Here is a 21,086-nt window from a genome sequence, read left to right as displayed (position 1 = left end):
AAACGCATGGCTGTCAAAACCAAGACTCGTCCGGGCACCACGGAGATCCGGCCGTTCTCGGTCGACATTCCCCAGGCCGACCTTGACGACCTGAAAAGGCGCATCAAAGCCACCCGCTGGCCGGACAAGGAAACGGTGGACGACCAGTCGCAGGGAGTGCAGCTTGCCACAATGCAGGCCCTCGCGCGTTACTGGGAAAAAGAGTACGACTGGCGCAAGGTCGAGGCGAGGCTGAACGCCCTACCACAGTTCATGACCGAGATCGACGGCCTCGACATCCACTTCCTCCACATCCGTTCGAAGCATGAGGACGCCCTACCGCTCATCGTCACGCACGGGTGGCCGGGCTCGGTGATCGAACAGATGAAGATCATCGACCCGCTCACCAATCCCACCGAGCACGGCGCGAGCGCCTCGGATGCCTTCCATCTGGTGATCCCGTCGATGCCTGGTTACGGCTTTTCCGGCAAGCCGAGCATGCCCGGCTGGGACCCGCAACACATCGCCACCGCCTGGATCGAGTTGATGAAACGCCTGGGCTACACGCGATTCGTGGCGCAGGGTGGCGACTGGGGTGCGCTCATCACGGATCTGATGGGGGTGCAGGCACCTCCGGAACTGATCGGCATTCACACCAACATGCCGGGTGTGTATCCGCCCGACATCGATGCGATGCTCCAGTCCGGTATCACTGGTGCTAACAATCCCCTCGCCTCGCTCCCGTCCAACCTCTCCGACGATGAGAGGCGCGCCTGTGAGCAGGCGGACTTCTTCTGGAAGCATTCCAGCTACGCCCTTGAGATGGGACGCGCGCAGACGCTGACCGGTTTGGCTGACTCGCCCGTCGCCTTGGCGACCTACATGCTCGACCATGACGCCGCCAGCCTGAAGCTCATTTCCGAGTCCGTCGCCGGGCAGCCCCGAGGCATCACGCCGGAGGACCTCCTCGACAACATTTCGCTCTACTGGTTGACGAACACCGGGGTCTCCTCGGCTCGGCTGTACGCGGAGAACAAGCTGTCGTTCTTCGCCGCCAAGGGCGTGAAAATCCCGGTCGCCGTGAGCGTCTTCCCCGACGAGCTGTACGAGGCGCCGCAGAGTTGGGCCGAGCAGGCGTACTCCAACCTCATCTACTACAACAAGCTCGACGTGGGCGGGCACTTCGCGGCCTGGGAACAGCCGAAGATCTTCTCCGAAGAGCTTCGCACCGCCTTCCGGTCGCTGCGCTAGATGGCCGTGCACCTGCCCCCGTTCAACGGGGCGGCCGAGTGGCTCAACTCCGAGCCACTCGGCCCCGCCGACCTGGGCGGACGCGTCGTCCTGGTCAACTTCTGGACGCTGACCTGCATCAACTGGCTGCGCCAGGAGCCGTACGTGCGCGCCTGGTCACAGGCCTACCGCGACGACGGGCTTGTCGTCGTCGGGGTGCACACGCCCGAGTTCGGCTTCGAGCACGACGTCGACTGGGTGCGGCGGGCGGTCGCTGCCCGGTCCATCGACTACCCGGTGGCGGTCGACAACGACTACGTGATCTGGCGTGCCTTCGGCAACCACTACTGGCCGGCGCTCTACTTCGTGGACACCGACGGCGTCATCCGCGACGACCACTTCGGCGAGGGACGCTACGAGCAGTCCGAGCGGGTGCTCCAACAACTGCTCGGCATCGAGCGCGCACCCGTACCCGTCGAGGGGGTCGGCCCGGAGGCGGAGGCCGACTGGGCCAACCTGCGCACGCCCGAGACGTACCTCGGTTTCAGTCGCGGTGAACACTTCGCGTCGCCGAACGAGCCGGCGCTGGACGAACGCCGCGAATACCAGGTGCCGCAGAGCCTCGACCTCAATCAGTGGGCCCTGGCGGGGGAGTGGACGATCGGTTCGGAGAACGTCGCGCTCGACCGGGCCGGCGGCGGCGTCGCCGTCCGGTTCCACTCCCGCGACGCGCATCTCGTGCTCGCCCCCGGGGCGGGACGGTCGATCCCGTTCCGGGTGCTGCTCGACGGCGCTGCTCCCGGCCCGTCGCACGGCGTCGACGTCGACGCCGACGGCAACGGCGTCCTCCAGGACGGCCGCCTCTACCAGCTCGTCCGCCAGGACGACGCGATCCGCGAACGGACCCTGGAGATCACGTTCGGCGAGCCCGGGGCCGAGGCGTACGCCTTCACCTTCGGCTGACGCGCAGCTCGACGGTGCTCACCGTGCCGGAGACCGGCGAGAAGCTGCGCACCCGAGCGCCGGGACGCAGCCGGCTGTCGGTGGCGTACCGGTCGGCCAGCGCCTTCTCCGCGGCCTCGTCGCCGTCGTCCGCCTGGAGCAGCAGCGCGGCGATCTCGTCGGCGAGCGTGAGGTCGGCGTCGGCGAGGTCGTCGGTCATCGCGCCGAAGCTGTCCCACAGCAGCAGCTCATCCTTCTGCCGATGGGCCAGCTCGTGCATGACGTAGTTGTAAATGAACCAGGCGCCGTGGACCGGCAGGTCGGGAGCCACGCCGTAGACGTCGGGATCGGTCGCCCCCGCCCGGTACGCCGACCACACCCGCGCCGCCGAATCGAAGAGACCCGCCCCCGGATCGATGTCGTAGCCGTCGAACCGCCAGTCGCCAGCCGGGTCGAGCTCCGGGTCCGCCCAGACCCAGCGGTGGCCGTTCCAGTACTCGACCAGGACGTGATCGTGATGCCAGCCGGGCGTGAAGTAGGAGGCGAAGCCGACCCGGCTGCGGCTGGGAATGCCGTGCTGGCGCAGGATCGCGACCGACAGCAGTGTGTGGTCCCGGCAGCAGCCGGCCACCCGTTCGGCTGCCGGGCGCCCGCTCGTGAGCGGCAGGGGAAAACGGGACTGGTCGGTGTCGAGGATGCGGTCCATCCAACGGTGGTTCACCTCCTCCAGCCGGTCGTCGGGCAGCTCCACGCCGCCGGCCCGGTAGTGGACGATCACGTTGCGGACGGTCGCCGCCACGGTGGGGATGTCGGTCGCCACGGCGTCGAGGAGCCCGCCGTGCCGGCCGGGAGCGCTGTAGGGGGAGTGGTTTCGGTAGTCATCGAGGTTCATGGCGGCAGTCTTCGGCCCGCCACCGTGTCAGGGTCAAGGCGCATTTCCGGCTAGTGTCGACTGCTGTGACAACGCCCGAGATCACCATCGCCACCCCAGCCGACCGCGACGCGGTGGTCGGTTCGCTGGTCGCCGCGTTCGTCAAGGACCCCGTGCTGCGGTTCCTGTTCCCGGACGAGGAGACCTACCCGCGCTACGCCGCCATCTTCTTCGGGAACCTCTTCGACAAGCGGGTGCACTGGTCGTCGATCTGGACGATCGGTGCCGGCGCGTCCGCCGCCATCTGGGAGCCGCCGGCGGCCGAGCAGCCGGGCATCGTGCCGGCCGTCGTGTCCGGGTCGCCGAAGGAAGATCCCTACCCGGCCGATGTGCTGGCCCGGGTGCAGGGCTACGACGACACCGTGCACGACGCCCTGCCGACGTACCCGTTCTGGTATCTCGGTGTCCTGGGCACCCACCCCGACAGCGCCGGACGCGGTTGGGGTCGGGCCGTCATGCGGGCCGGGCTGGCTCGTGCCGCCGCCGACGGCCTGCCGGCGATCCTGGAGACCAGCAACCCGGGCAACGTCGAGCTGTACCGCCGGGCCGGCTGGGAGGTGGTGGGCTCCCTGTCCGAGCCGGTGCCCACCTGGATCATGCAGCAGCCGCCGCGCTGAAACGTCACGGTTGGGGGATCAACCCCGGACCGTCGGCTGGCGGTCCGCACCCGCGGCCCACCGCCCGATCTTGGACAGTTTCCGTTGGCTAGTAACGGAAACTGTCCAAGATCTGCGCGTGGACGGCGGCGACACGAGGTCGTCAGGCGGCGAAGACGCGGGCGTAGATCTCGTCGATCACGTCGTTCTTCGCCAGGCTGTAGTCGCGGGGCCGGTGCGCCGTGTCGCGCGCGAGGCGGCGCTTGGTCTCGGCGTACCGCTCCCGGTCGTCCGGATGCGAGCGCAGCCAGTCGCGGAAGAGCCGGTGCCGGACCGGCTCGGGCGCGCCCTGCGGCCAGACATGCAGGTTGACGTCCTCGGCCGGGCCGACGAGCATCCGATGCCCGTGCCACCAGGGCTCGCGCAGGACGAGCCGGTACCCGAGCCGCTCCAGCGCGGGGAGATAGGCAGGCTCCGTCGCGGTGTCCTCGACGGTGAGGTCGACGTCGATGATCGGTTTGGCCGCCAGCCCCGGCACCGCCGTGGACCCCACGTGTTCCACACCGAGGGCCACGTCGCCCAGCGCTTCGACGATCGACGTGCGGACGGCGGCGAATCGCTGCGCCCAGGCCGGGTCGTACTCCTCGATGACGATGGACGCCCAGGTCCGGGGCGGCTCGCCGACCAGGCCGGCGTCGACTTGTTCGGGGGTGGCGTGGAAGCGCTGCACGACGTCCTGCGGGTACTCGGCCACGTCAACCTCCTCGGAAGAAGCAAAGTCCGCCAGACTACGTGACCGCCGCGCCGCCAGCCGACCGCGCGGTGCGGCGGCGACGCCACGACGATCGATGCGGCCCCACCCGACCGACGCGCGGAGAAGGTGCTCCCACCCTATGTAGAGTTCCGATACAGTGGTCGGATGCGGATCACGATTCCGGTCGCGAAGGTGCTCGCGGCGCTGCTCGCCGAGCCCGACGAGCAGCACTACGGGCTGGACCTGATGCGACTGACCGGCCTGCCCAGCGGCACCCTCTACCCGGTGCTGCACCGGCTGCAGGGGGCCGGCTGGCTGGCCTCCGACTGGGAGGCGATCGACCCCGCCACGGCCGGCCGACCGGCTCGCCGCTACTACCGGCTGACCGCCGAAGGCGTGGCGCAGGCCCGACGGACGCTCGCCGAGCTGCGGGCCGCGATCCCCGACGGTCGTCCGTCCTGGGGCGTCACCGAACCCACCGGGGCGCCAGCGTGGTGACCCGCCGGGCCGCCGAGCTGCTGCTGGAGTTGGCCGCCCGGCGCTGGCCGGCCGAGGTCCGCGACGACCTGCGCCGCGAATGGGCCGCCGAGCTGCACGTGCTCGCCGAGACTGGTCGTTGGACGACGATGGTCGGCTTCGCGGCGAGCCTCGCCGTCAGTCGTGCCGGTGCCCCGCTCGTCGACCGCACCCTGATGCGTGGTCGAACCGGCCGCACTGTCGCCGCGTTACTGCTGTCCCCGATCGCCTGCGTCGGGATCGTGGCCGTCGGTGCGTTGGTGATGTTCCCGGTCCACAACTGGTTGATGTTCCGGGCAGGTTGGGCGGAGCGGGCGCAGAAGCCGATCTGGACGACTGTCGTCATCGTGCTGGCGGTCGTGTTGGCGGTGTTCGCTGCCCGCTGGGCCCGGTACACCGCCCTCGCCAGTCCGTTGCGCATAGCGCTCGGCGTGGTCATCCCGCTCGGCGCGGCCGTCATCCTGTTCGTGCGCGTCACCAGTCCCGAGAGCCTGGCCGGCGCCGTACCCGGTCTGTTGCTCTGGTTGGCCGGCCTGACCCTCGCCCTCTGGGCCGCGGCGAGCCTCGCCGCCCGGGGTCGCCTCCGCGCCGCCTGGTGGGTGGGCGTCCTCGGCGCGCTCGTCGCCGCCGACCTCGCGGTGATCCTCCCCGTCGTCGACACCTACCCGGGCGGAATCGGCGCCGGTCCGGTGATCGAGGCACGGGAACGCGTCGACCCGATCTCCGCGCCGCTGTGGCTCTTCGCCTGCTGGACGGACTGGAACTTCGGCCTGCCCCGGCCGATCCAGTGGGAGATCTTCCTGATCACCAACCGGGTGCTGGTGGAGCCCATGCTCTACCTGGCCTGCATGCCGTACGCGCTCGCCTACACCATCCGGGCGGCCCGGTTCGCGCCCGCCGCTCTGGGGGCGACGCGCAGCGCCACCGGCTGGACGTCCACGTCGAGCCGAAAGCCCAACCCGGGCACCCGAGCGGCGAACGGGTGAACGCCACGCGAGCAACCACCGGAGCGCCGGCATGCTGACCCGTCGGATCGCCGAGCTGCTGCTGGGGCTGGCCGCGCGCCGCTGGCCGGCCGACGTCCGCGACGACCTGCGCCGCGAATGGGCCGCCGAGCTGCACGTGCTCGCCGAGAACGGTCGCCGGACGACGATGGTCGGCTTCGCGGCGAGCCTCGCCGTCAGCCGAGCCGGTGCCCCGCTCCTCGACCGCCGCCTGATGCATCAGCGGGCCCGCCGTACCGCCGCCGCCCTGCTCCTGGCCCCCCTCGCCTGCGCCGCGATCGTGGTCGTCAGCGCGCTGGCCATGGCGCAGGTCTACAACTGGCTGTCGATGCTGGTGAGCTGGTCGAGCGCGGTGCAGTTGCCGCTCTGGTCGATGTTGATCCTCGGCTTCGCGGTGCTGTTGGCGAAGTACACGGCACGGTCGGCCCGGCACACCGCACTGCACGGGCCACTGCGCATCGCGCTCGGCGTGGTGCTCCCCGTCGGTGTGGCCGCACTCGGGCTCATGTCCGTCATCAACGGCAGTGTCCTCGGCAGCTTCGTACCCGGTCTGCTGCTCTGGTCGGCGGGCCTGACGCTGGCCCTCTGGGCTGCGGCGAGCCTCGCCGCCCGGGGCCGGGTCGGCGTCGCCTGGTCGGTGGGCCTCGTCGGCGCGCTCGTCGCCGCCGACCTGGCCGTGATCCTCTTCGTGATCCAGACCATTCCGGGGCCTGGCACCGTTGCGGCCGACGCGATGACAGCGGACAGCGTCGACCGGATCTCCGCGCCGTTGTGGCTCTTCGCCTGCTGGACCGACTGGAACTTCGGCCTGCCCCGCCCCACGTCGTGGGAGATCTTCCTGATCACCGACCGCCTGTTGCTGGAGCCGATGTTCTACCTGGCCTGCATGCCGTACGCGCTCGCGTACACCATTCGGGCGGCCCGGTCCGCGCCCGCCGTGCCCGTCGCCCTCGCGCCGACCCCGGTGTGAACCTCAGTCGGGCACGTCGTCCCACGTCGTGCCCGGCTCCAGGTAACCGGCCAACTGGTTTTCCCGCAGCGCGTACGCGATGACCAGCAGGGCGTGCTTGTCCAGTTCGGGCAGCCGGTCCAACGGGAACCACCGCACGTCCAGCGACTCGTCGTCGTTGACCCGGGCGGTGCCGGCCATTAGCCGACACAGAAACCCCAGGTTGAGGTATTCGCACCGGTCCCCGTTCGGGTACGTGTGCGGGTGCGACACGGCGCTGGACATCCGCACCGGCGCCACGTCCAGCCCCGTCTCCTCACGCACCTCGCGGACCAGCGCGGTGGCCGGCTGCTCGCCCGGCTCGACGAAACCACTGATCACCGACCAGCGCCCGTCGTCGGCGCGCTGTCCGAGCAGCAGCTCACCGGCGTCGTTGCGGACCACCGCGCTGACGCTCGGCAGCCAGAGCAGGTCGTGGCCGACGTGCTTGCGCATGCCCACGATGTAGTCCGGAATCGCCATCCGGCGATCATAGAGGCGACGCCACCGCGCGGCTCACCTGCGCATCTTCTGGTGTTCCAGTCCCACGCGTTTCGCCGTTTCGGCCCGACAGAGCCGATGCATATCTACTGTGGAGATCGTCGGCGACTTGTGCGATCCGGTGGCGGCCGGCCGGTTCGCGGTGCACAGTGATTCCCATGAGCGACAGCGAACGTGGTGGGCAGTTCTACTGGTGCACCCGACATCACCGGGTCGAGACGGACGCCAACGTGTGTCCGGCGAAGCACGTTCTCGGGCCGTACGACTCGGCGGCCGACGCCGAGAACGCCCTGCAACGAGTGCAGGAGCGGAACGAGGCGTGGGATGCCGAGGACGCTCGTTGGGCCGGGGACGACAGATAGGCGGCGCGGGACGGCTCGCGCCGAGGCATTTCGTGCTCCGCGAGGACGCACGCGAGAGCACGTCCCCCGAGGAGGGAACCACGATGGCCGAAGCACAGCAGGCCACCAAGCGCCCGGCCGCCCGACGCACCACCGCGAAGAAGACCGCCGCGGCGGAGCGGAACACGGCGGCGAGCCGGACCACCCCCGTGCGCAAGTCCACCGCCGGTGCCGCGAAGGCACCGGCCCGCAAGGCGGCCGGTGCGGCAGGCCGCGCGCCGGCCAAGAAAACCACCACGGCGGCGAAGAAGGCCCCCGCGAAGAAGGCACCGGCGAAGCGGACCACGACCAAGACCACCGCCGCGGCCAAGAAGGCGCCGGCGAAGACCGCTGCCGCCACCCGCAAGACGACCGCCACCGCCAAGCGCGCTCCGGCGTCGGCGGCGCGCAAGACCACCACCGCCGCGAAGAAGACCACCGCTGCGACGAAGAAGACGGCGAGCGCGGCGAAGAAGACGACGGCCTCGGCGGCGAAGAAGACCACGGCCGCGAAGGCGCCCGCCCGTAAGACCGCCACCGCGGCGAAGGCCCCGGCGCGCAAGGTCGCGACCACGGCGTCCGCCGCCAAGAAGACAGCGGCGAAGAAGACGACAGCGGCGAAGAAGACCGCGTCCACCCGCCCCAGCGGCGGCGCGCGCAAGGCCCCGGCCAAGAAGGCCCCGGCCGCGAAGGCGACCGGCACCTCGTCGACCACCGCCCGCAAGGCGGCGGCGAAGAAGGCCCCGGCGAAGAAGACCGTCGCGGCCAAGGCGCCGGCGCGCAAGGTGACCGCCCGCAAGTCGCCGGCCCGGCCGGTCGCCGCTCGGGCCACCGCACCGAAGGGCGCCCGCTCCGCCGCCCGGAAGGCGACAGGCTGAGCACGGACCACCTCTTGCCAGGTGGAATTCCCGGCCGGTCACCGGAAGCGGATCACCGGTGGCACTGTCAGGATTGACCCGTGGTCATCCGACGCGTACTCGCGCCCCGCATCGACTTCGGCGCGTTGCGCCGGGAACTCGGCCTGCCCGAGGATTTCCCTGCCGACGCCCAGCGTGAGGCCGACGAGGCGGCTGCGGCACCGCCGCAGCCGCCCGTCGACCGCACCGACATACCGTTCGTCACCGTCGACCCCGCCACCTCGCGGGACCTGGACCAGGCGATGCACCTCGCCCGCCGCCCGGGTGGCGGCTACCGGGTGCGGTACGCGATCGCCGACGTCGCCGCGCACGTCACCCCTGGTGGGGCGTTGGAGGCGGAAACCTGGCGGCGGGGGCAGACCATCTACCTGCCCGACGGGAACGTGCCGCTGCACCCGCGCACCCTCAGCGAGGGTGCTGCCAGCCTGCTGCCCGACGTCGACCGGGCCGCGGTGCTCTGGACCATCGACCTGGACGCCGACGGCGCCACCGTGGCCGTCGAGGTGGCACGCGCCCTGGTCCGCAGTCGCGCCAAACTCGACTACCCAGGTGTGCAGGCGGCGGCCGAGGCCGGACGGCTGGCCGACCCGATCGCCCTGCTGCCGGAGATCGGCGACCTGCTGACCGCGCGGGGGTTGCGGCGCGGCGCCATCAACCTGCCGCTGCCCGAGCAGGATCTGGAGCCTGACGGTGAGGGCTGGCGGCTGGTGCTGCGCGCGCCGGTGCCGATGGAGGAGCACAACGCGCAGATCTCCCTGCTGACCGGGATGGCCGCCGCCGACATCATGCTGGCCGGCCGGGTCGGCCTGCTGCGGACCATGCCGGCGCCCAAACCGGAGGCGGTGCAGCGGCTCCGGGCCGCCGCCGCCCCGCTGGGCGTGCACTGGCCCGACGACGTGGGCCCGGGACAGGTCATCGCCGCTCTGGACCCGGCCCAGCCGCGCGCCGCGGCGTTCATCGACCAGGCGGCCGAGCTGATGCGCGGTGCCGCGTACACCGCCTTCGACGGGGAAGTGCCGGAGCAGCCGGAGCACGGCGGTGTGGCAGCCGCGTACGCCCACGTGACGGCCCCGTTGCGGCGGCTTGCCGACCGGTACGCCACCGAGGTCTGCCTGGCCCTGCACACCGGCCAGCCGGTGCCCGACTGGGCCCGCGCCGCCCTGCCCCGGCTGCCCGAGGCGATGGCGAGCACCGACCGGATCGCCTCGTCGGCCGCTCGTGGCGCCGTCGAGCTGGCCGAGGCGGCGGTGCTGGAACACCGGGTCGGCGAAACCTTCGACGCGGCCGTCCTCGACGTCGACGCCCCGCCCAACGGCAAGTCCCGGCCCCGCCCGCCCGGTGGCACCGTCGCGCTGGACGCCCCGCCGGTACGCGCCCGCTGCCTCGGCCAACTGCCGCTCGGCGAACGCGTGCGGGTCCGGCTGGTCACCGCCGACCCGGCGGCCCGGAGCGTCCTGTTCGAGCTGGCCTGAGCGCTGCCGGTGTTCGTGAGCGCCGGGGGAGTCCGGGGCAGCGGGGATTCTCACAACGCTCGGCGCTGCTGACCCACCGGGCGGTTTGCGAGGATGAGGCCATGGCATACGACGCGAGCACGCTGCCCGACGTGTCCGGGCTGACGGTCGGCATCATCGGTGGCACCGGCGACCAGGGGCGGGGCCTCGCCTACCGGTTCGCGCGGGCCGGTCAGACGGTGCTGATCGGATCGAGGTCGGCCGAGCGGGCCGCCGAGTCCGCGGCCGAGATCGCCGCCCTGCCCGGGGTGCCGGCCAGCGGCAGCGTCACCGGTGCCGCCAACGACGAGGTGGCCCGACGCAGCGACGTGGTGATCATCGCGGTGCCGTGGGACGGTCACGCCGCCACCGTCGCCGCCCTCGCCGAGCCGCTCGCCGGCCGGATCGTCGTCGACTGCGTCAACCCGCTCGGCTTCGACAAGCAGGGCCCGTACGCGTTGACGGTCGACGAGGGCAGTGCCGTGCAGCAGGCCGCCGCGCTGCTGCCCAACTCCCGGGTCTGCGCCGCGTTCAACCACGTCAGCGCACCGCTGCTGGCCGACCCCGAGGTCGACCGGATCGATCTGGACGTGCTGATCTGCACCGAGGACCGTGAGCTGGTCGACATCGTCGGCGCGCTCGCCGCCCGGATCCCCGGCATGCGGGGCATCTACGCCGGCCGGTTGCGCAACGCCCACCAGATCGAGGCGTTCACCGCCAACCTGATCGCCATCAACAAGCGCTACAAGGCCCACGCCGGCATCCGCGTCACCGACCTCTGAGCCTCGGCGTCGGGGTGTCCCACCCGTGCGGGGGACACCCCGACACCGCTGGCTAGAAGGTGTGCTCGGCGGCGGGGAACTCGCCGCCGCGGACCTCGTCGGCGAACCGGCGGGTGGCGTCGGTGAGCGCGCCGGCCAGGTCCGCGTACCGCTTGACGAACCGGGGGGCCTTGCCGGTCCGCAGCCCGGCCATGTCCTGCCAGACCAGCACCTGCGCGTCGGTGTCCGGGCCCGCACCGATGCCCACTGTGGGAATCGGCAGCTCGTGGGTGATCCGCTTGGCCACCTCGCCGGGCACCATCTCCAGCACCACAGCGAACGCGCCCGCCTCCGCCACCGCCCGCGCGTCGGCCAGCACCTCGTCGGCGGTGTCGCCCCGGCCCTGCACCCGGTAGCCGCCCAGGGTGTGCTCGCTCTGCGGGGTGAAACCGATGTGCGCCATCACCGGAATGCCGGCCCCGACGATCGCGGCGATCTGCGCGGCGTTACGGCGGCCACCCTCCAACTTCACCGCGTGGCAGCCACCCTCCTTCATGAACCGGACGGCGGTCCGCAGCGCCTGGGCCGGGCACTCCTCGTACGAGCCGAACGGCAGGTCACCGACGATCAGCGCCTGCCGGGTCGCCCGCACCACCGCCCGCACCAACGGGAGCAGCTCGTCGACGGTGATCGGCAGGGTCGTCTCGTAGCCGAACACGTTGTTCGCTGCCGAGTCGCCGACCAGCAGCACCGGGACCCCCGCCTGATCGAAGATCGACGCCGTGTACTGGTCGTACGAGGTGAGCATCGGCCACCGCTCGCCGCGCTCCTTGGCGGCCATCAGGTCGCGGGTGCGGACCCGTCGGGTGGCCAGGCCGCCGTACAACGCGGTCACCTCGTTCGGAGTGGACTCCACCATCTCTGTCTCCCTTCCTCGAGGCCGCCTGCGCGGTCCCCGGGTTCCGTCGCGATCGTCGCACCGCGCGACGGGCTGACGGCAGGGCCCAGTGCAAGATGTCACTCCGGCCGGGCGAGAAGGCGGCGACGTGACCGCCAGGTCACCGTGCGGCGGCGCCGGGCCGCGTCACCGACCCGGCACCCCCAGGGGTACGGCTCAGCCGTGCTCGCGCCACCGGTTGGTGATCGGCAGACGGCGGTCCCGACCGAACGCCTTCATGGAGATCTTCGTGCCTGGCGCCGACTGCCGTCGCTTGTACTCGGCGGTATCCACCAGCCGCAGCACCTTGTCCACGATCGCCGGGTCGTGACCCGACTCGACCAGCCCGTCACGGCCGAGGTCGCCGTCGACGTAACCGATCAGGATCGGGTCCAGGACGTCGTAGTCGGGCAGGCTGTCGCTGTCGAGCTGGCCCGGGCTCAGCTCGGCGCTGGGCGGCTTCCCGATCGAGTTCTCCGGAATCGGTGCGGTCTCGCCGCGCCGCGCCGCGTCCATGTTCCGCCACTTGGCAAGCCGCCAGATCAGCGTCTTCCAGACGTCCTTGACCGGGTTGAAGCCGCCCACCGAGTCGCCGTACAGGGTGGAGTAGCCGACCGCCAGCTCGCTCTTGTTGCCGGTGGTCAGCACCAGGTGGCCCTCCTGGTTCGACAGCGCCATCAGGATCACGCCACGGACCCGGGCCTGCAGGTTCTCCACTGCCACCCCGGACAGCGACAGGTTGGCCAGGAAACCGTCGACCATCGGCTGGATCGGCTCGACGCGGTAGTCCAGGCCGGTGCGCTTGGCCAGGTCGGCGGCGTCCTCCCGGGAGTGCTCCGAGGAGTGCTGGCTGGGCAGCGACACCCCGACCACCCGGTCCGGCCCGAGCGCGTCGACGGCGAGGGCGGCCACCACCGCCGAGTCGATGCCGCCGGAGAGGCCGAGCACCACCGAGGGGAACCGGTTCTTGTTGACGTAGTCGCGCAGGCCCAGCACCAGCGCCTGCCACACCTCGGCCTCGTCGGCCACCGGCTCGATCAGCCCGCCGGTGACGGCCGGGCCGGCCGGCAGGGGCGGAACGCCGTCCAGGATGCTGTGCACGATCCGCATGCCGTCCGCCACCGTCTCGGTGGTCGGCGCGGTGCCGGCGGCCGGTAGCTCGACATCGTGTACGAGCAGATGCTCGACGAACTGCGGGGCCCGGGTCAGCAGCTCACCGTCCGCGGTGACGATCATCGAGTCGCCCTCGAAGACCAGCTCGTCCTGGCCGCCGGTCATGTTGACGTACGCGATGGCGGCACCCGCCTCGGCGGCCCGGCGGCGGACCAGCGGCAACCGGATGTCGTCCTTGTTCAGCTCGTACGGCGAGCCGTTGATGTTGACGACCAGCCCGACGCCGGCCCGCCGGGCGGCGGCGAACGGACCCCCGGCCTGCCACAGGTCCTCGCAGATGGTCAGCGCGACGTCCACACCGCCGATCCGCACCACGGTCAACTCGTCACCGGAGACGAAGTACCGGTCCTCGTCGAAGACCCCGTAGTTGGGCAGGTGGTGCTTGAAGTAGCGGGCGGCCACCACGCCCCGGTGCAGCAGCGCCGCGGCGTTACGGGCACCCCGGCCCGCCTCGGCGTCCCCGCTGACCTGCGGCGGCCCGTCGGCGTCCAGGTAGCCGACCACCACCGGCAGCTCGCCGAGACCGTCGGCGGCCAGGTCGGCGGCCAGCCGCTCCACGGCGGCCCGGGACGCGGCGACGAAGGACCGCCGGAAGACCAGGTCCTCGACCGGGTAACCGGTGAGCATCATCTCCGGGAAGAGCACCAGTTGGGCACCGGCATCGGCGGCCTGGCGGGTCCAGCTGCGGACCAGGTCGGCGTTTCCGGCGATGTCTCCGACGGTCGGGTTGACCTGGGACAGGGCGAGACGCAGGGTGGGCATGCCTTCATCTTGCCCCAGCCTCGTGGCGACAATCCGTACCCTCGGACGAGATTGCCGCCACCTGCCGCCACGGGCCGGCCGGGCCGCGACGGCAGGAGCCCGGCCCGCCCGGCGGCGGACGTCGCGGGTCCGGCCGGGGCCCCGCTCGCCGGGCGGGACACGAGGGGACGGGCGGCGGCAGTTCGCGTAACGTCTGCGTAACCAGGCCCGGGAAGACTGGGCGATCAGGTCGGGCGCAGCCCGGCCAAGGCGGACAAAACAGTGTCGCGAGGGGTTGGGGAAGTGGACCGTCAGCAGGAGTTCGTCCTCCGGACGCTGGAAGAGCGGGACATCCGGTTCGTCCGGCTGTGGTTCACCGACGTTCTGGGCACGCTCAAGAGCGTTTCGGTGGCGCCCGCCGAGCTGGAGGCGGCCTTCGAGGAAGGCATCGGCTTCGACGGCTCGGCGATCGAGGGCTTCGCCCGGGTCTTCGAATCGGACATGGTGGCCATGCCCGACCCGACCACCTTCCAGGTCTTCCCCTTCGAGGGCGGGGTCAGCGGCGAGAGCGCCCGGATGTTCTGCGACATCCTGCTGCCCGACGGCAGTCCGTCCTGGGCGGACCCCCGGCACGTGCTGCGCCGCGCCCTGTCCAAGGCGGCCGAGAAGGGCTTCACCTTCTACACCCACCCCGAGATCGAGTTCTTCCTGCTGGAGAACGGCCCGCAGGACGGCTCGGTGCCCACCCCGGTCGACACCGGCGGCTACTTCGAGCACACCACCCACGCCGTGGCCCGGGACTTCCGCCGTCAGGGCGTGCTGGCGCTGGAACGGATCGGCATCTCGGTGGAGTTCAGCCACCACGAGGTCGCGCCCGGCCAGCAGGAGATCGACCTGCGCTACGCCGACGCGCTGACCACCGCCGACAACATCATGACCTTCCGGCACGTGGTCAAGGAGGTCGCGCTCTCCACCGGTGTGCAGGCCAGCTTCATGCCCAAGCCGTTCACCGACCAGCCGGGCAGCGGCATGCACACCCACCTGTCGCTGTTCGAGGGGGAGCGCAACGCCTTCCACGACAGCGGCGACCCGATGAAGCTGTCCAAGGTGGCGAAGTCGTTCATCGCCGGCCTGCTGGTGCACGCCCGGGAGTACACGGCCGTCACCAACCAGTGGGTCAACTCGTACAAGCGGCTCTTCCCGCAGCACCTGCCCGACCGGATCACGGAGAGCCCGGCGTACGTCTGCTGGGGGCACCTCAACCGGTCCGCGCTGGTCCGGGTTCCCGCGTACGGCAAGCCCAACTCGGCCCGGGTCGAGGTCCGCTCACTGGACTCGGCCACCAACCCGTACCTCGCCTTCGCGGTGCTGCTCGGCGCCGGCCTCAAGGGCATCGAGGAGGGGTACGAGCTGCCGCCGGGCGCCGAGGACGACGTCTGGTCACTGACCAGCGCGGAACGGCGCGCCATGGGCTACGAGGCGCTGCCGGAGAACCTCGCCGAGGCGATCGACGTGATGGCCGGCTCCGAGCTGGTGGCGGAGGTGCTCGGCGAGCACGTCTTCGACTTCTTCCTGCGCAACAAGCGGGCCGAGTGGGAGCAGTACCGCCGCGAGGTCACCCCGTACGAGCGGCAGCGCTACCTGGCGCTGTAGGCGCGGGGCTGACGCGATTGCGCGCTGCCGCTATCGTCTCGATCACCGCGCCGGTACCCCTCCGGGCGGAGAGTCGGGAGGCAAGTCGGTGCTGGAGGATCTGCTCAGCGGTGCCTGGCAGAGCGTCGTGTTCGGGATCGTCGGCGTCGGGCTGATGGCCGCCGGGTTCGGGCTCGTCGACCTGCTCACCCCGGGCCGGCTACGGGACCTGATCTGGGTCGAGCGCAACGCCAACGCGGGGTTGCTGCTCGCCGCCAACCAGCTCGGCATCGCCGGGATCGTCTTCACCGCGATCCTGACCAGCTACAGCGACTTCGGCAAGGGGCTCGCCTCCACGTTGCTCTTCGGGCTGGTCGGGTTGGCGATCATGGCGTTGGCCTTCGTGGTGCTGGACCTGCTCACCCCCGGCAAGCTCGGCGAGGTGATCTGCTCCCCGGAGCCGCACCCGGCCGCCCGGGTCAGCGCCGCCACCCACTTCGGGGCTGCGCTGATCGTCTGCGCCTGCATCGCCTGAGGTCGTGCGCCTGAGGCCGTGCGCGTAAGGCCGTGCGCGTGAGGCCGTGCGCGTGAGGCCGTGCGTCTGCGGGCGCGCGTCCGCGGGCGCGCGTCTTCGCGCATGGAGATCTTGGACAGTTTCCGTCAGTCGCTGACGGAAACTGTCCAAGATCTCCGACGGTCGAGACGCGCACGTCACCGGGCGGTCGCCGGCGGGCGTCGTACCCCGGCCGTAGCGTGCCGGGCATGAACCGCACGGATCGCCTGTACGCGCTGGTCGAGGAGCTGCGGGCGGTGTCACCACGCCCGCGCAGCGCCCGCTGGCTGGCCGCCCGCTTCGAGGTGAGCAGCCGGACCATCGAACGGGATCTCGGCGCGTTGCAGGAGGCCGGGGTGCCGATCTGGGCCGAGCCCGGGCGCACCGGCGGCTACGTCCTGGACCGCGCCCGCACCCTGCCGCCGGTCAACCTGACCGCCGCCGAGGCGGTGGCGATGGCGGTGGCGCTGCACCGGCTCGCCGACTCGCCGTTCGCCGGGCCGGCCGGCACCGCGCTGCGCAAGCTGGTGGCGGTGCTGCCGGCCGCCGACGCCGCCGAGGCACACCGCCTCGCCGGCCGGGTGCACCTGATCGGCGACGGGCCGGCCACGCCCGTCCCGGCCACCGTCGCCGAGGCGGTCACCGCGCGGCGGGTGCTGCGCATCCGGTACGCCGACCGCGCCGGCGCCGACTCGACCCGTGACGTCGAGCCACTCGGCTACCTCGGCAACTCCCGGCACTGGTACCTGGTGGCCTGGTGCCGGCTGCGCGACGAGCTGCGCTGCTTCCGCACCGACCGGATCCGGACGGTCCGGGCGCTGCCCGACGTGGTGGCCCGGGAGCTGCACCTGACCGATCTCGACATCCCGCACGAACGGCTCCGCCCGCTGAGCCTGGTCTGAAACGGCTCGACGTCGACGACCACCCGGCCGGGGTGGACCGCGTCGACGACCACCCGGCCGGGGTGGGCCGCGTCGACGACAACTCGGCCGGATGATCCGGAAACACCGACAGGACGCTGTCGCGAACGGCCTCGAGACTGCTGGGGACGGCGGCCGAACGGCCGGCCCGGAAATTTCTGGAGGCAACAGATGTCCAGGTCCACCACGCCCATCACCTGGTTCGAATTCGGCGCCGACCGGCCCGAGGCCGCGGAGAAGTTCTACGGAGAGCTGTTCGGCTGGACCTTCGAGGAGCAGGGGCCGGCCAACGGCGCGTCCTACCGGGTGACCGGAGCCGGTGGCGACACCGGGATCAGCGGGGCGATCCGCGCGACCGACGGGAGTTCGCCGAACTACGCGGTGTTCTACGCCGAGGTCGCCGACGTCGAGGAGACCTGCAAGCGGGCCGAAGCGGCCGGCGGTCGGGTGCTGGTGCCGGCGCGTACGGCGCCGAGCGGTCTCACGTCGGCCCACCTGCTCGACCCGACCGGCAATCGCGTAGGCGTGTTCTCGCCCCCGCCCCAGCAGAGCTGACCACCCGTTCCAGGGCCGGCCCTGCTTCGCCCGGCCCTGCTCCGGCCTGGCGTGGTCTGGTCTGGTCTGGCCTGGCCGGCCCTGGTCCGGCCTGGCCTGGCCTGGCCTGGCCGGCCCTGCTCCGGCCTGGCCTGGCGTGGCCTGGCTGAAGCCGGAGCCGGTGATCAACTCCGTTTTCAGGAAGTCGGGGTATCCGACGCACTCGGATGCCCCGACTTCACGAAAGCCGAGTGGATCAAGCCGCAACGGGCCGGGTGGGGCCCGTTCCGGCAGACGGACCGGGGTCGCCGGTGGTCTGCCGAGGCCGGCCCGGGCCGGGTCGACGCGTGCCGGGGTCGCGCGTGGTGTACGAAGGCCGGCCCGGGCCAGGTCGGCGCGTGCCGGGGTCGCCGGTGGTGTGCCAAGGCCGGCCCGGGCCGGGTCGGCGCGTGCCGGGTCGCCGGTGGTCTGCCGAGGCCGGTCCGGGCCGGGTCGGCGCGTGCCGGGTCGCCGGTGGTGTACGAAGGCCGGCCCCGGTCGGTCAGTGCCTGCCGGGGCCGGACCGTCGGATCACTTGCCGGGCGTACCGTCGCCGTGCTGGCCACCGGGACCGTGCGGGCCGCCCGGGCCACGGTGGCCGCCCGCGCCGGGGAAGACGCCGGCCTCGACGGCCTTGGTGATGGCGTCGGCCTGCTCCTGGGTGAGCTTGCCGTCCTTGACCGCCTGCTCCAGGCGCTGCTTGAGCGCGGCCTGCCGGTCCTCGGCGGACGGCCGCTGGGGCCGGTCGGTCGGCCGGTGCTGCTCGCGGATCTTCTCCAGGGCGGCGGTCACCTTGTCGGTGGGCACGCCCAGTTCCTTGGCGAGGGCCTCGGCGAACTCACCCTGCCGGTCGGCCTTGGCACCCGGAGCCGGGGCGGTGCTGGTGCTCGGAGCCGGCGTGGGCGTGTCGGCGGCGAACGCCATCGTCGGGGCCGCGATCCCGACGCCGAGGACGCCGGCGGTGGCCAGGCCGGCCAGCAGGTGCTTCCTACGGATGGTGCGGGACATGCTGTCCTCCAGAGGTTCGGTGATCGTGCGCTGTCGTGACCGACAGTGACCGGGCAGCCTGGGCGGAAGCCATGGCGACCCTGTCAGCGAGCTGACAATCCTGGCCGGCGGTAGCCGAAATCGGTTGTGTCGTCGCTGGCTGAGCGGTCAGGGTGGACGATCACCGACGGAAGGACGCGACATGACCGTCGAAATTCGGGAGATTCCACTCACCGGGCCGGATTCTGGGCCGTACGGCATCACGCCTGGCCCGGACGGCGCGTTGTGGCTGACGCTGGCCCAGGCCGGCGGGATCGCCCGGTTCTCGCCCGACGGCGCGGTCCGGACCTACCCGCTGGAGCCGGCGGGCAGCCGCCCGCTGATCATCACGACCGGGCCGGACGGGGCGCTCTGGTTCACCCGCTCGGGCGACGACCGGATCGGCCGGATCACCGTCGACGGCGAGCAGCGCACCATCGCCCTGCCCGCCGGCACCGGGCCGTGCGGCATCGCGGCCGGACCCGATGGCGCGCTCTGGTACACCGGGATGACCTCCGACACGATCGGCCGGGTGGAGACCGACGGCACCCACAACGCGTTCCCGCTGCCGGTGACCGGCGGGTTCGCTTCGATGATCACTGCCGGCGCGGACCGGGCGCTGTGGTTCACCCTCAACCAGGCGAACGCGGTCGGCCGGATCGACCTCGACGGCACCGTGACGCTGTATCCGCTACCCACAGTGAACGCCGGGCCGGTCGGTATCACCTGCGGCGACGACGGCACCATCTGGTTCGTGGAGATCGCGGCCGGCCAACTCGGCCGGATCGACCCGGATGGCGAGATCGTCGAGATCCCTTTGCCGGACCGGGCGGCCCGTCCGCACGCGATAGTGGCCGACCCGGACGGCGGCGCGTGGTTCACCGAGTGGGGCGCCAACCGGATCGGTCACCTCGATCCCACCGGGCGGATCGAGAGCTACCCGCTACCCACCCCCAACTCCGAACCCCACGGCATCACCCGCACCCCGAAGGGCATCTGGTCAGCCCTGGAAACAGGAGCAATAGCCCACCTGACCCCCTAACCCCACCCCGGGCCAGGGGGAGGGGAGGAGAGGGGGTTATTGGACCGCGGGGGTTGTGGTGAGGGTTGCGGTGGCGGTGTCGAGGGTGGCCTGGGTGCCTACCGGGACGGTGAGTTGGTTGGGTCCGTGGCCGATCGGAAGGCCGCCGAGGACCGGTACGCCCAGGTCCCCGAGGCGTTCGGAGAGGACGTCGACGATCGTGGTGTCCCAGCCGTCGCCGCAGTCGGTGAACTGCCCGACCGCCACCCCGGCCAGCCCGTCCAGTGCGCCGGCCCGGCGCAGGTGGGTGAGCATCCGGTCGACCTTGTACGGGGGTTCCTGCACGTCCTCGATCAACAGCACCGCACCGGTCAGGTCGGGCAGGTCCGGGGTGCCGATCGACGCGGCGATCATGCAGAGGTTGCCGCCGAGCAGGGTGCCGGTGGCGCGACCCGGGACGCGTACGCCGAAGGTCTCCTCGGTGGGGACCGCGGTGATCGACACCGGTTCGGTCGTCATCAGCGCCGCGTGCAGGGACTCGGCGGAGCGCAGCGGCGTGCGCTCGTCGCGCCAGGCCGCCCCGGGGCCGTGCACGCCGGCCAGGCGGGCGCCCCGCCAGAGCGCGAACTGCAACGCGGTGATGTCCGAGAAGCCGGCCACCACCTTCGGATCACGGCGGACGGCGGCCATGTCGATGGCGTCCACGATCCGTTGGGCGCCGTAGCCGCCACGGGTGCAGATCACCCCGCGCACGTCCGGGTCGGCGAAGGCCGCGTTCAGGTCGGCGGCGCGCAGGTCGTCGGTGCCGGCGAGGTAGCCGTGGCGGGCGTACGCGTTCGGTGCCGGCACCGGGCGAAGGCCCCAGCCGGTGAGCAGCTCCATGCCCCGGGCCACCCGCTCCGGCGAGGTCGGCCCGGACGGCGACACCAGCAGCACCGCGTCACCCGGGCGCAGCACGGGCGGGCGGACGGCGGCGGTTACCTCGTGGTGGTTGGGCACAGCGGCAGGGCTTACGGGCACAGCGGCACAGCTTAGCCTCGCTGGTGACTCAATTGTCGGTGTACCGCTCGGCCCAGTCCGGTGCCGGCGGGATGGGTGTGATCACGTCGATCAGCACGCCCGCGGGGTCGGCGAGGATGAAGTGCCGTTGCCCGAAGTCCTCGTCGCGCAGCGTCAGTTCCGGGTGGAGCCCGCCGTGGACGACAAGCCTTTCCCACTCCGCGTCGACGTCGGTGACCTCGAGGTTCAGCAGCAGCCCCCGCACTGGCTTCCGGTAGGCCGCCGGGACTGTCGGATGCCGGTGGTCGAGCAGTGCCAGTTCGTACGCCGGAGGGCCGGGGCGGCGCAGGCTCACGTACCAGTTGGCCTCGAAGGTCGTCTCGAATCCCAGGAAGTGCCGGTAGAAGTCGTGGCACTCGGCCAGCCGGGTCGTGCAGATGACCGGGTAGAAGCTGGTGAGATTCACTGGGACTCCTTCGCGTACCGTCGGTATGTCAACTACCGTATTTCGCATACCGTTGG

23 protein-coding genes are annotated in these 21,086 nt (G+C 71.6%); 15 read left to right on the top strand and 8 right to left on the bottom strand.

Annotated features, from left to right (window positions below; translation table 11 throughout):
• The first annotated feature begins 6 nt into the window (after nucleotides 1–6).
• Both ACX27O_RS27815 and ACX27O_RS27810 read left to right on the top strand, forming a co-directional pair.
• A complete protein-coding gene (locus tag ACX27O_RS27815) occupies nucleotides 7–1,230 on the top strand; it encodes an epoxide hydrolase family protein (protein WP_030330146.1) in 1,224 nt (407 codons plus the stop codon).
• Nucleotides 1,231–2,172, top strand: a complete 942-nt coding sequence (locus ACX27O_RS27810) for a redoxin domain-containing protein (protein WP_458940346.1) — start codon at nucleotides 1,231–1,233, stop codon at nucleotides 2,170–2,172. It abuts the gene before it with no gap.
• Here ACX27O_RS27810 and ACX27O_RS27805 read toward each other — a convergent pair.
• Entirely contained in the window at nucleotides 2,159–3,043 is an 885-nt protein-coding gene (locus ACX27O_RS27805) for a transglutaminase domain-containing protein (protein WP_030330143.1), read from the bottom strand. The genes ACX27O_RS27810 and ACX27O_RS27805 overlap by 14 nt on opposite strands.
• A 65-nt stretch (nucleotides 3,044–3,108) precedes the next feature.
• On the opposite strand from ACX27O_RS27805, the gene ACX27O_RS27800 reads away from it, so the two are divergent.
• Nucleotides 3,109–3,699, top strand: coding sequence for a GNAT family N-acetyltransferase (locus ACX27O_RS27800; protein WP_030330141.1), 591 nt, complete (start codon nucleotides 3,109–3,111; stop codon nucleotides 3,697–3,699).
• 142 nt (nucleotides 3,700–3,841) lie between these two features.
• On the opposite strand, the gene ACX27O_RS27795 is transcribed toward ACX27O_RS27800, so the two are convergent.
• The gene (locus tag ACX27O_RS27795; protein WP_081883752.1) at nucleotides 3,842–4,432 is read right to left on the bottom strand and encodes a GrpB family protein; all 591 of its coding nucleotides are present in this window, start codon (nucleotides 4,430–4,432) and stop codon (nucleotides 3,842–3,844) included.
• A gap of 165 nt (nucleotides 4,433–4,597) precedes the next feature.
• On the opposite strand from ACX27O_RS27795, the gene ACX27O_RS27790 reads away from it, so the two are divergent.
• Genes ACX27O_RS27790 through ACX27O_RS27780 form a run of 3 tightly spaced genes read left to right on the top strand, consistent with a single transcriptional unit; the run spans nucleotide 4,598 to nucleotide 6,922 of the window.
• Nucleotides 4,598–4,930, top strand: coding sequence for a PadR family transcriptional regulator (locus ACX27O_RS27790; protein ID WP_030330137.1), 333 nt, complete (start codon nucleotides 4,598–4,600; stop codon nucleotides 4,928–4,930).
• Nucleotides 4,924–5,934 (top strand): hypothetical protein, encoded by a 1,011-nt coding sequence (locus tag ACX27O_RS27785; RefSeq protein ID WP_210865447.1) that lies wholly within the window; start codon nucleotides 4,924–4,926, stop codon nucleotides 5,932–5,934. Before ACX27O_RS27790 ends, ACX27O_RS27785 begins: the two co-directional genes overlap by 7 nt.
• 31 nt (nucleotides 5,935–5,965) lie before the next feature.
• The gene (locus tag ACX27O_RS27780) at nucleotides 5,966–6,922 is read left to right on the top strand and encodes a hypothetical protein (protein ID WP_245233570.1); all 957 of its coding nucleotides are present in this window, start codon (nucleotides 5,966–5,968) and stop codon (nucleotides 6,920–6,922) included.
• Nucleotides 6,923–6,925: 3 nt separating this feature from the next.
• Here ACX27O_RS27780 and ACX27O_RS27775 read toward each other — a convergent pair whose 3' ends face one another.
• On the bottom strand, nucleotides 6,926–7,423 hold the full coding sequence (locus ACX27O_RS27775) for an NUDIX hydrolase (protein WP_030330131.1): 498 nt from the start codon (nucleotides 7,421–7,423) through the stop codon (nucleotides 6,926–6,928).
• A gap of 176 nt (nucleotides 7,424–7,599) precedes the next feature.
• Here ACX27O_RS27775 and ACX27O_RS27770 point away from each other — a divergent pair, with 176 nt between their 5' ends.
• The 4 genes from ACX27O_RS27770 to npdG all read left to right on the top strand — a co-directional run bounded on the left by ACX27O_RS27770 (nucleotide 7,600) and on the right by npdG (nucleotide 11,010).
• Complete coding sequence (locus ACX27O_RS27770; RefSeq protein ID WP_030330129.1) at nucleotides 7,600–7,803, top strand: hypothetical protein; 204 nt, start codon at nucleotides 7,600–7,602, stop codon at nucleotides 7,801–7,803.
• 83 nt (nucleotides 7,804–7,886) lie between these two features.
• Nucleotides 7,887–8,699, top strand: a complete 813-nt coding sequence (locus tag ACX27O_RS27765; RefSeq protein WP_081883751.1) for a hypothetical protein — start codon at nucleotides 7,887–7,889, stop codon at nucleotides 8,697–8,699.
• 80 nt (nucleotides 8,700–8,779) lie between these two features.
• Nucleotides 8,780–10,210 (top strand): RNB domain-containing ribonuclease, encoded by a 1,431-nt coding sequence (locus ACX27O_RS27760; RefSeq protein WP_458940344.1) that lies wholly within the window; start codon nucleotides 8,780–8,782, stop codon nucleotides 10,208–10,210.
• A 101-nt stretch (nucleotides 10,211–10,311) separates the two neighbouring features.
• A complete protein-coding gene (npdG, locus tag ACX27O_RS27755) occupies nucleotides 10,312–11,010 on the top strand; it encodes an NADPH-dependent F420 reductase (RefSeq protein WP_030330123.1) in 699 nt (232 codons plus the stop codon).
• Between the two features lie 52 nt (nucleotides 11,011–11,062).
• Here npdG and panB read toward each other — a convergent pair whose 3' ends face one another.
• Together panB and ACX27O_RS27745 are read right to left on the bottom strand one after the other, a co-directional pair.
• Nucleotides 11,063–11,908: a 3-methyl-2-oxobutanoate hydroxymethyltransferase gene (gene panB / locus ACX27O_RS27750; RefSeq protein ID WP_458940342.1), complete on the bottom strand. Its 846-nt coding sequence runs from the start codon at nucleotides 11,906–11,908 to the stop codon at nucleotides 11,063–11,065.
• 195 nt (nucleotides 11,909–12,103) lie between these two features.
• A complete protein-coding gene (locus tag ACX27O_RS27745) occupies nucleotides 12,104–13,861 on the bottom strand; it encodes an NAD+ synthase (protein WP_210862815.1) in 1,758 nt (585 codons plus the stop codon).
• 282 nt (nucleotides 13,862–14,143) lie between these two features.
• Here ACX27O_RS27745 and glnA point away from each other — a divergent pair, with 282 nt between their 5' ends.
• The 4 genes from glnA (at nucleotide 14,144) to ACX27O_RS27725 (ending at nucleotide 17,500) form a co-directional block, all read left to right on the top strand.
• Nucleotides 14,144–15,493, top strand: coding sequence for a type I glutamate--ammonia ligase (gene glnA / locus ACX27O_RS27740; protein WP_030330117.1), 1,350 nt, complete (start codon nucleotides 14,144–14,146; stop codon nucleotides 15,491–15,493).
• Nucleotides 15,494–15,581: 88 nt separating this feature from the next.
• The gene (locus ACX27O_RS27735; RefSeq protein ID WP_030330115.1) at nucleotides 15,582–16,007 is read left to right on the top strand and encodes a DUF350 domain-containing protein; all 426 of its coding nucleotides are present in this window, start codon (nucleotides 15,582–15,584) and stop codon (nucleotides 16,005–16,007) included.
• A gap of 227 nt (nucleotides 16,008–16,234) precedes the next feature.
• Nucleotides 16,235–16,927, top strand: coding sequence for a helix-turn-helix transcriptional regulator (locus tag ACX27O_RS27730; protein WP_030330114.1), 693 nt, complete (start codon nucleotides 16,235–16,237; stop codon nucleotides 16,925–16,927).
• 189 nt (nucleotides 16,928–17,116) lie between these two features.
• Nucleotides 17,117–17,500, top strand: a complete 384-nt coding sequence (locus tag ACX27O_RS27725) for a VOC family protein (RefSeq protein ID WP_210863893.1) — start codon at nucleotides 17,117–17,119, stop codon at nucleotides 17,498–17,500.
• Nucleotides 17,501–18,049: 549 nt separating this feature from the next.
• Here ACX27O_RS27725 and ACX27O_RS27720 read toward each other — a convergent pair.
• A complete protein-coding gene (locus ACX27O_RS27720) occupies nucleotides 18,050–18,526 on the bottom strand; it encodes a hypothetical protein (RefSeq protein WP_210865450.1) in 477 nt (158 codons plus the stop codon).
• A gap of 181 nt (nucleotides 18,527–18,707) precedes the next feature.
• Between ACX27O_RS27720 and ACX27O_RS27715 the strand changes: the two genes are divergently transcribed.
• Nucleotides 18,708–19,586, top strand: a complete 879-nt coding sequence (locus ACX27O_RS27715) for a Vgb family protein (protein WP_210863583.1) — start codon at nucleotides 18,708–18,710, stop codon at nucleotides 19,584–19,586.
• 36 nt (nucleotides 19,587–19,622) lie between these two features.
• Here the strand turns inward: ACX27O_RS27715 and ACX27O_RS27710 are convergent, their stop codons facing one another.
• Nucleotides 19,623–20,585, bottom strand: coding sequence for a S66 peptidase family protein (locus ACX27O_RS27710; protein ID WP_458940337.1), 963 nt, complete (start codon nucleotides 20,583–20,585; stop codon nucleotides 19,623–19,625).
• 28 nt (nucleotides 20,586–20,613) lie between these two features.
• On the bottom strand, nucleotides 20,614–21,030 hold the full coding sequence (locus tag ACX27O_RS27705; protein WP_030330104.1) for a VOC family protein: 417 nt from the start codon (nucleotides 21,028–21,030) through the stop codon (nucleotides 20,614–20,616).
• Nucleotides 21,031–21,086 lie beyond the last annotated feature (56 nt).

The sequence above is a fragment of the Micromonospora sp. SD19 genome, assembly GCF_054462275.1.
The sequence above is the reverse complement of the archived record's forward strand: the minus strand, read 5'-3'. Positions and strand labels throughout refer to the sequence as shown.

Bases quoted from the DNA above. Each gene is read 5' to 3' on its own strand.
- panB (WP_458940342.1), bottom strand. From the start codon at position 11,908: ATGGTGGAGTCCACTCCGAACGAGGTGACCGCGTTGTACGGCGGCCTG.
- ACX27O_RS27725 (WP_210863893.1), top strand. From the start codon at position 17,117: ATGTCCAGGTCCACCACGCCCATCACCTGGTTCGAATTCGGCGCCGAC.
- ACX27O_RS27715 (WP_210863583.1), top strand. From the start codon at position 18,708: ATGACCGTCGAAATTCGGGAGATTCCACTCACCGGGCCGGATTCTGGG.
- ACX27O_RS27775 (WP_030330131.1), bottom strand. From the start codon at position 7,423: ATGGCGATTCCGGACTACATCGTGGGCATGCGCAAGCACGTCGGCCAC.
- ACX27O_RS27770 (WP_030330129.1), top strand. From the start codon at position 7,600: ATGAGCGACAGCGAACGTGGTGGGCAGTTCTACTGGTGCACCCGACAT.
- ACX27O_RS27810 (WP_458940346.1), top strand. From the start codon at position 1,231: ATGGCCGTGCACCTGCCCCCGTTCAACGGGGCGGCCGAGTGGCTCAAC.
- ACX27O_RS27745 (WP_210862815.1), bottom strand. From the start codon at position 13,861: ATGCCCACCCTGCGTCTCGCCCTGTCCCAGGTCAACCCGACCGTCGGA.
- ACX27O_RS27815 (WP_030330146.1), top strand. From the start codon at position 7: ATGGCTGTCAAAACCAAGACTCGTCCGGGCACCACGGAGATCCGGCCG.
- ACX27O_RS27730 (WP_030330114.1), top strand. From the start codon at position 16,235: ATGAACCGCACGGATCGCCTGTACGCGCTGGTCGAGGAGCTGCGGGCG.
- npdG (WP_030330123.1), top strand. From the start codon at position 10,312: ATGGCATACGACGCGAGCACGCTGCCCGACGTGTCCGGGCTGACGGTC.
- ACX27O_RS27805 (WP_030330143.1), bottom strand. From the start codon at position 3,043: ATGAACCTCGATGACTACCGAAACCACTCCCCCTACAGCGCTCCCGGC.
- ACX27O_RS27790 (WP_030330137.1), top strand. From the start codon at position 4,598: ATGCGGATCACGATTCCGGTCGCGAAGGTGCTCGCGGCGCTGCTCGCC.
- ACX27O_RS27780 (WP_245233570.1), top strand. From the start codon at position 5,966: ATGCTGACCCGTCGGATCGCCGAGCTGCTGCTGGGGCTGGCCGCGCGC.
- ACX27O_RS27720 (WP_210865450.1), bottom strand. From the start codon at position 18,526: ATGTCCCGCACCATCCGTAGGAAGCACCTGCTGGCCGGCCTGGCCACC.
- ACX27O_RS27765 (WP_081883751.1), top strand. From the start codon at position 7,887: ATGGCCGAAGCACAGCAGGCCACCAAGCGCCCGGCCGCCCGACGCACC.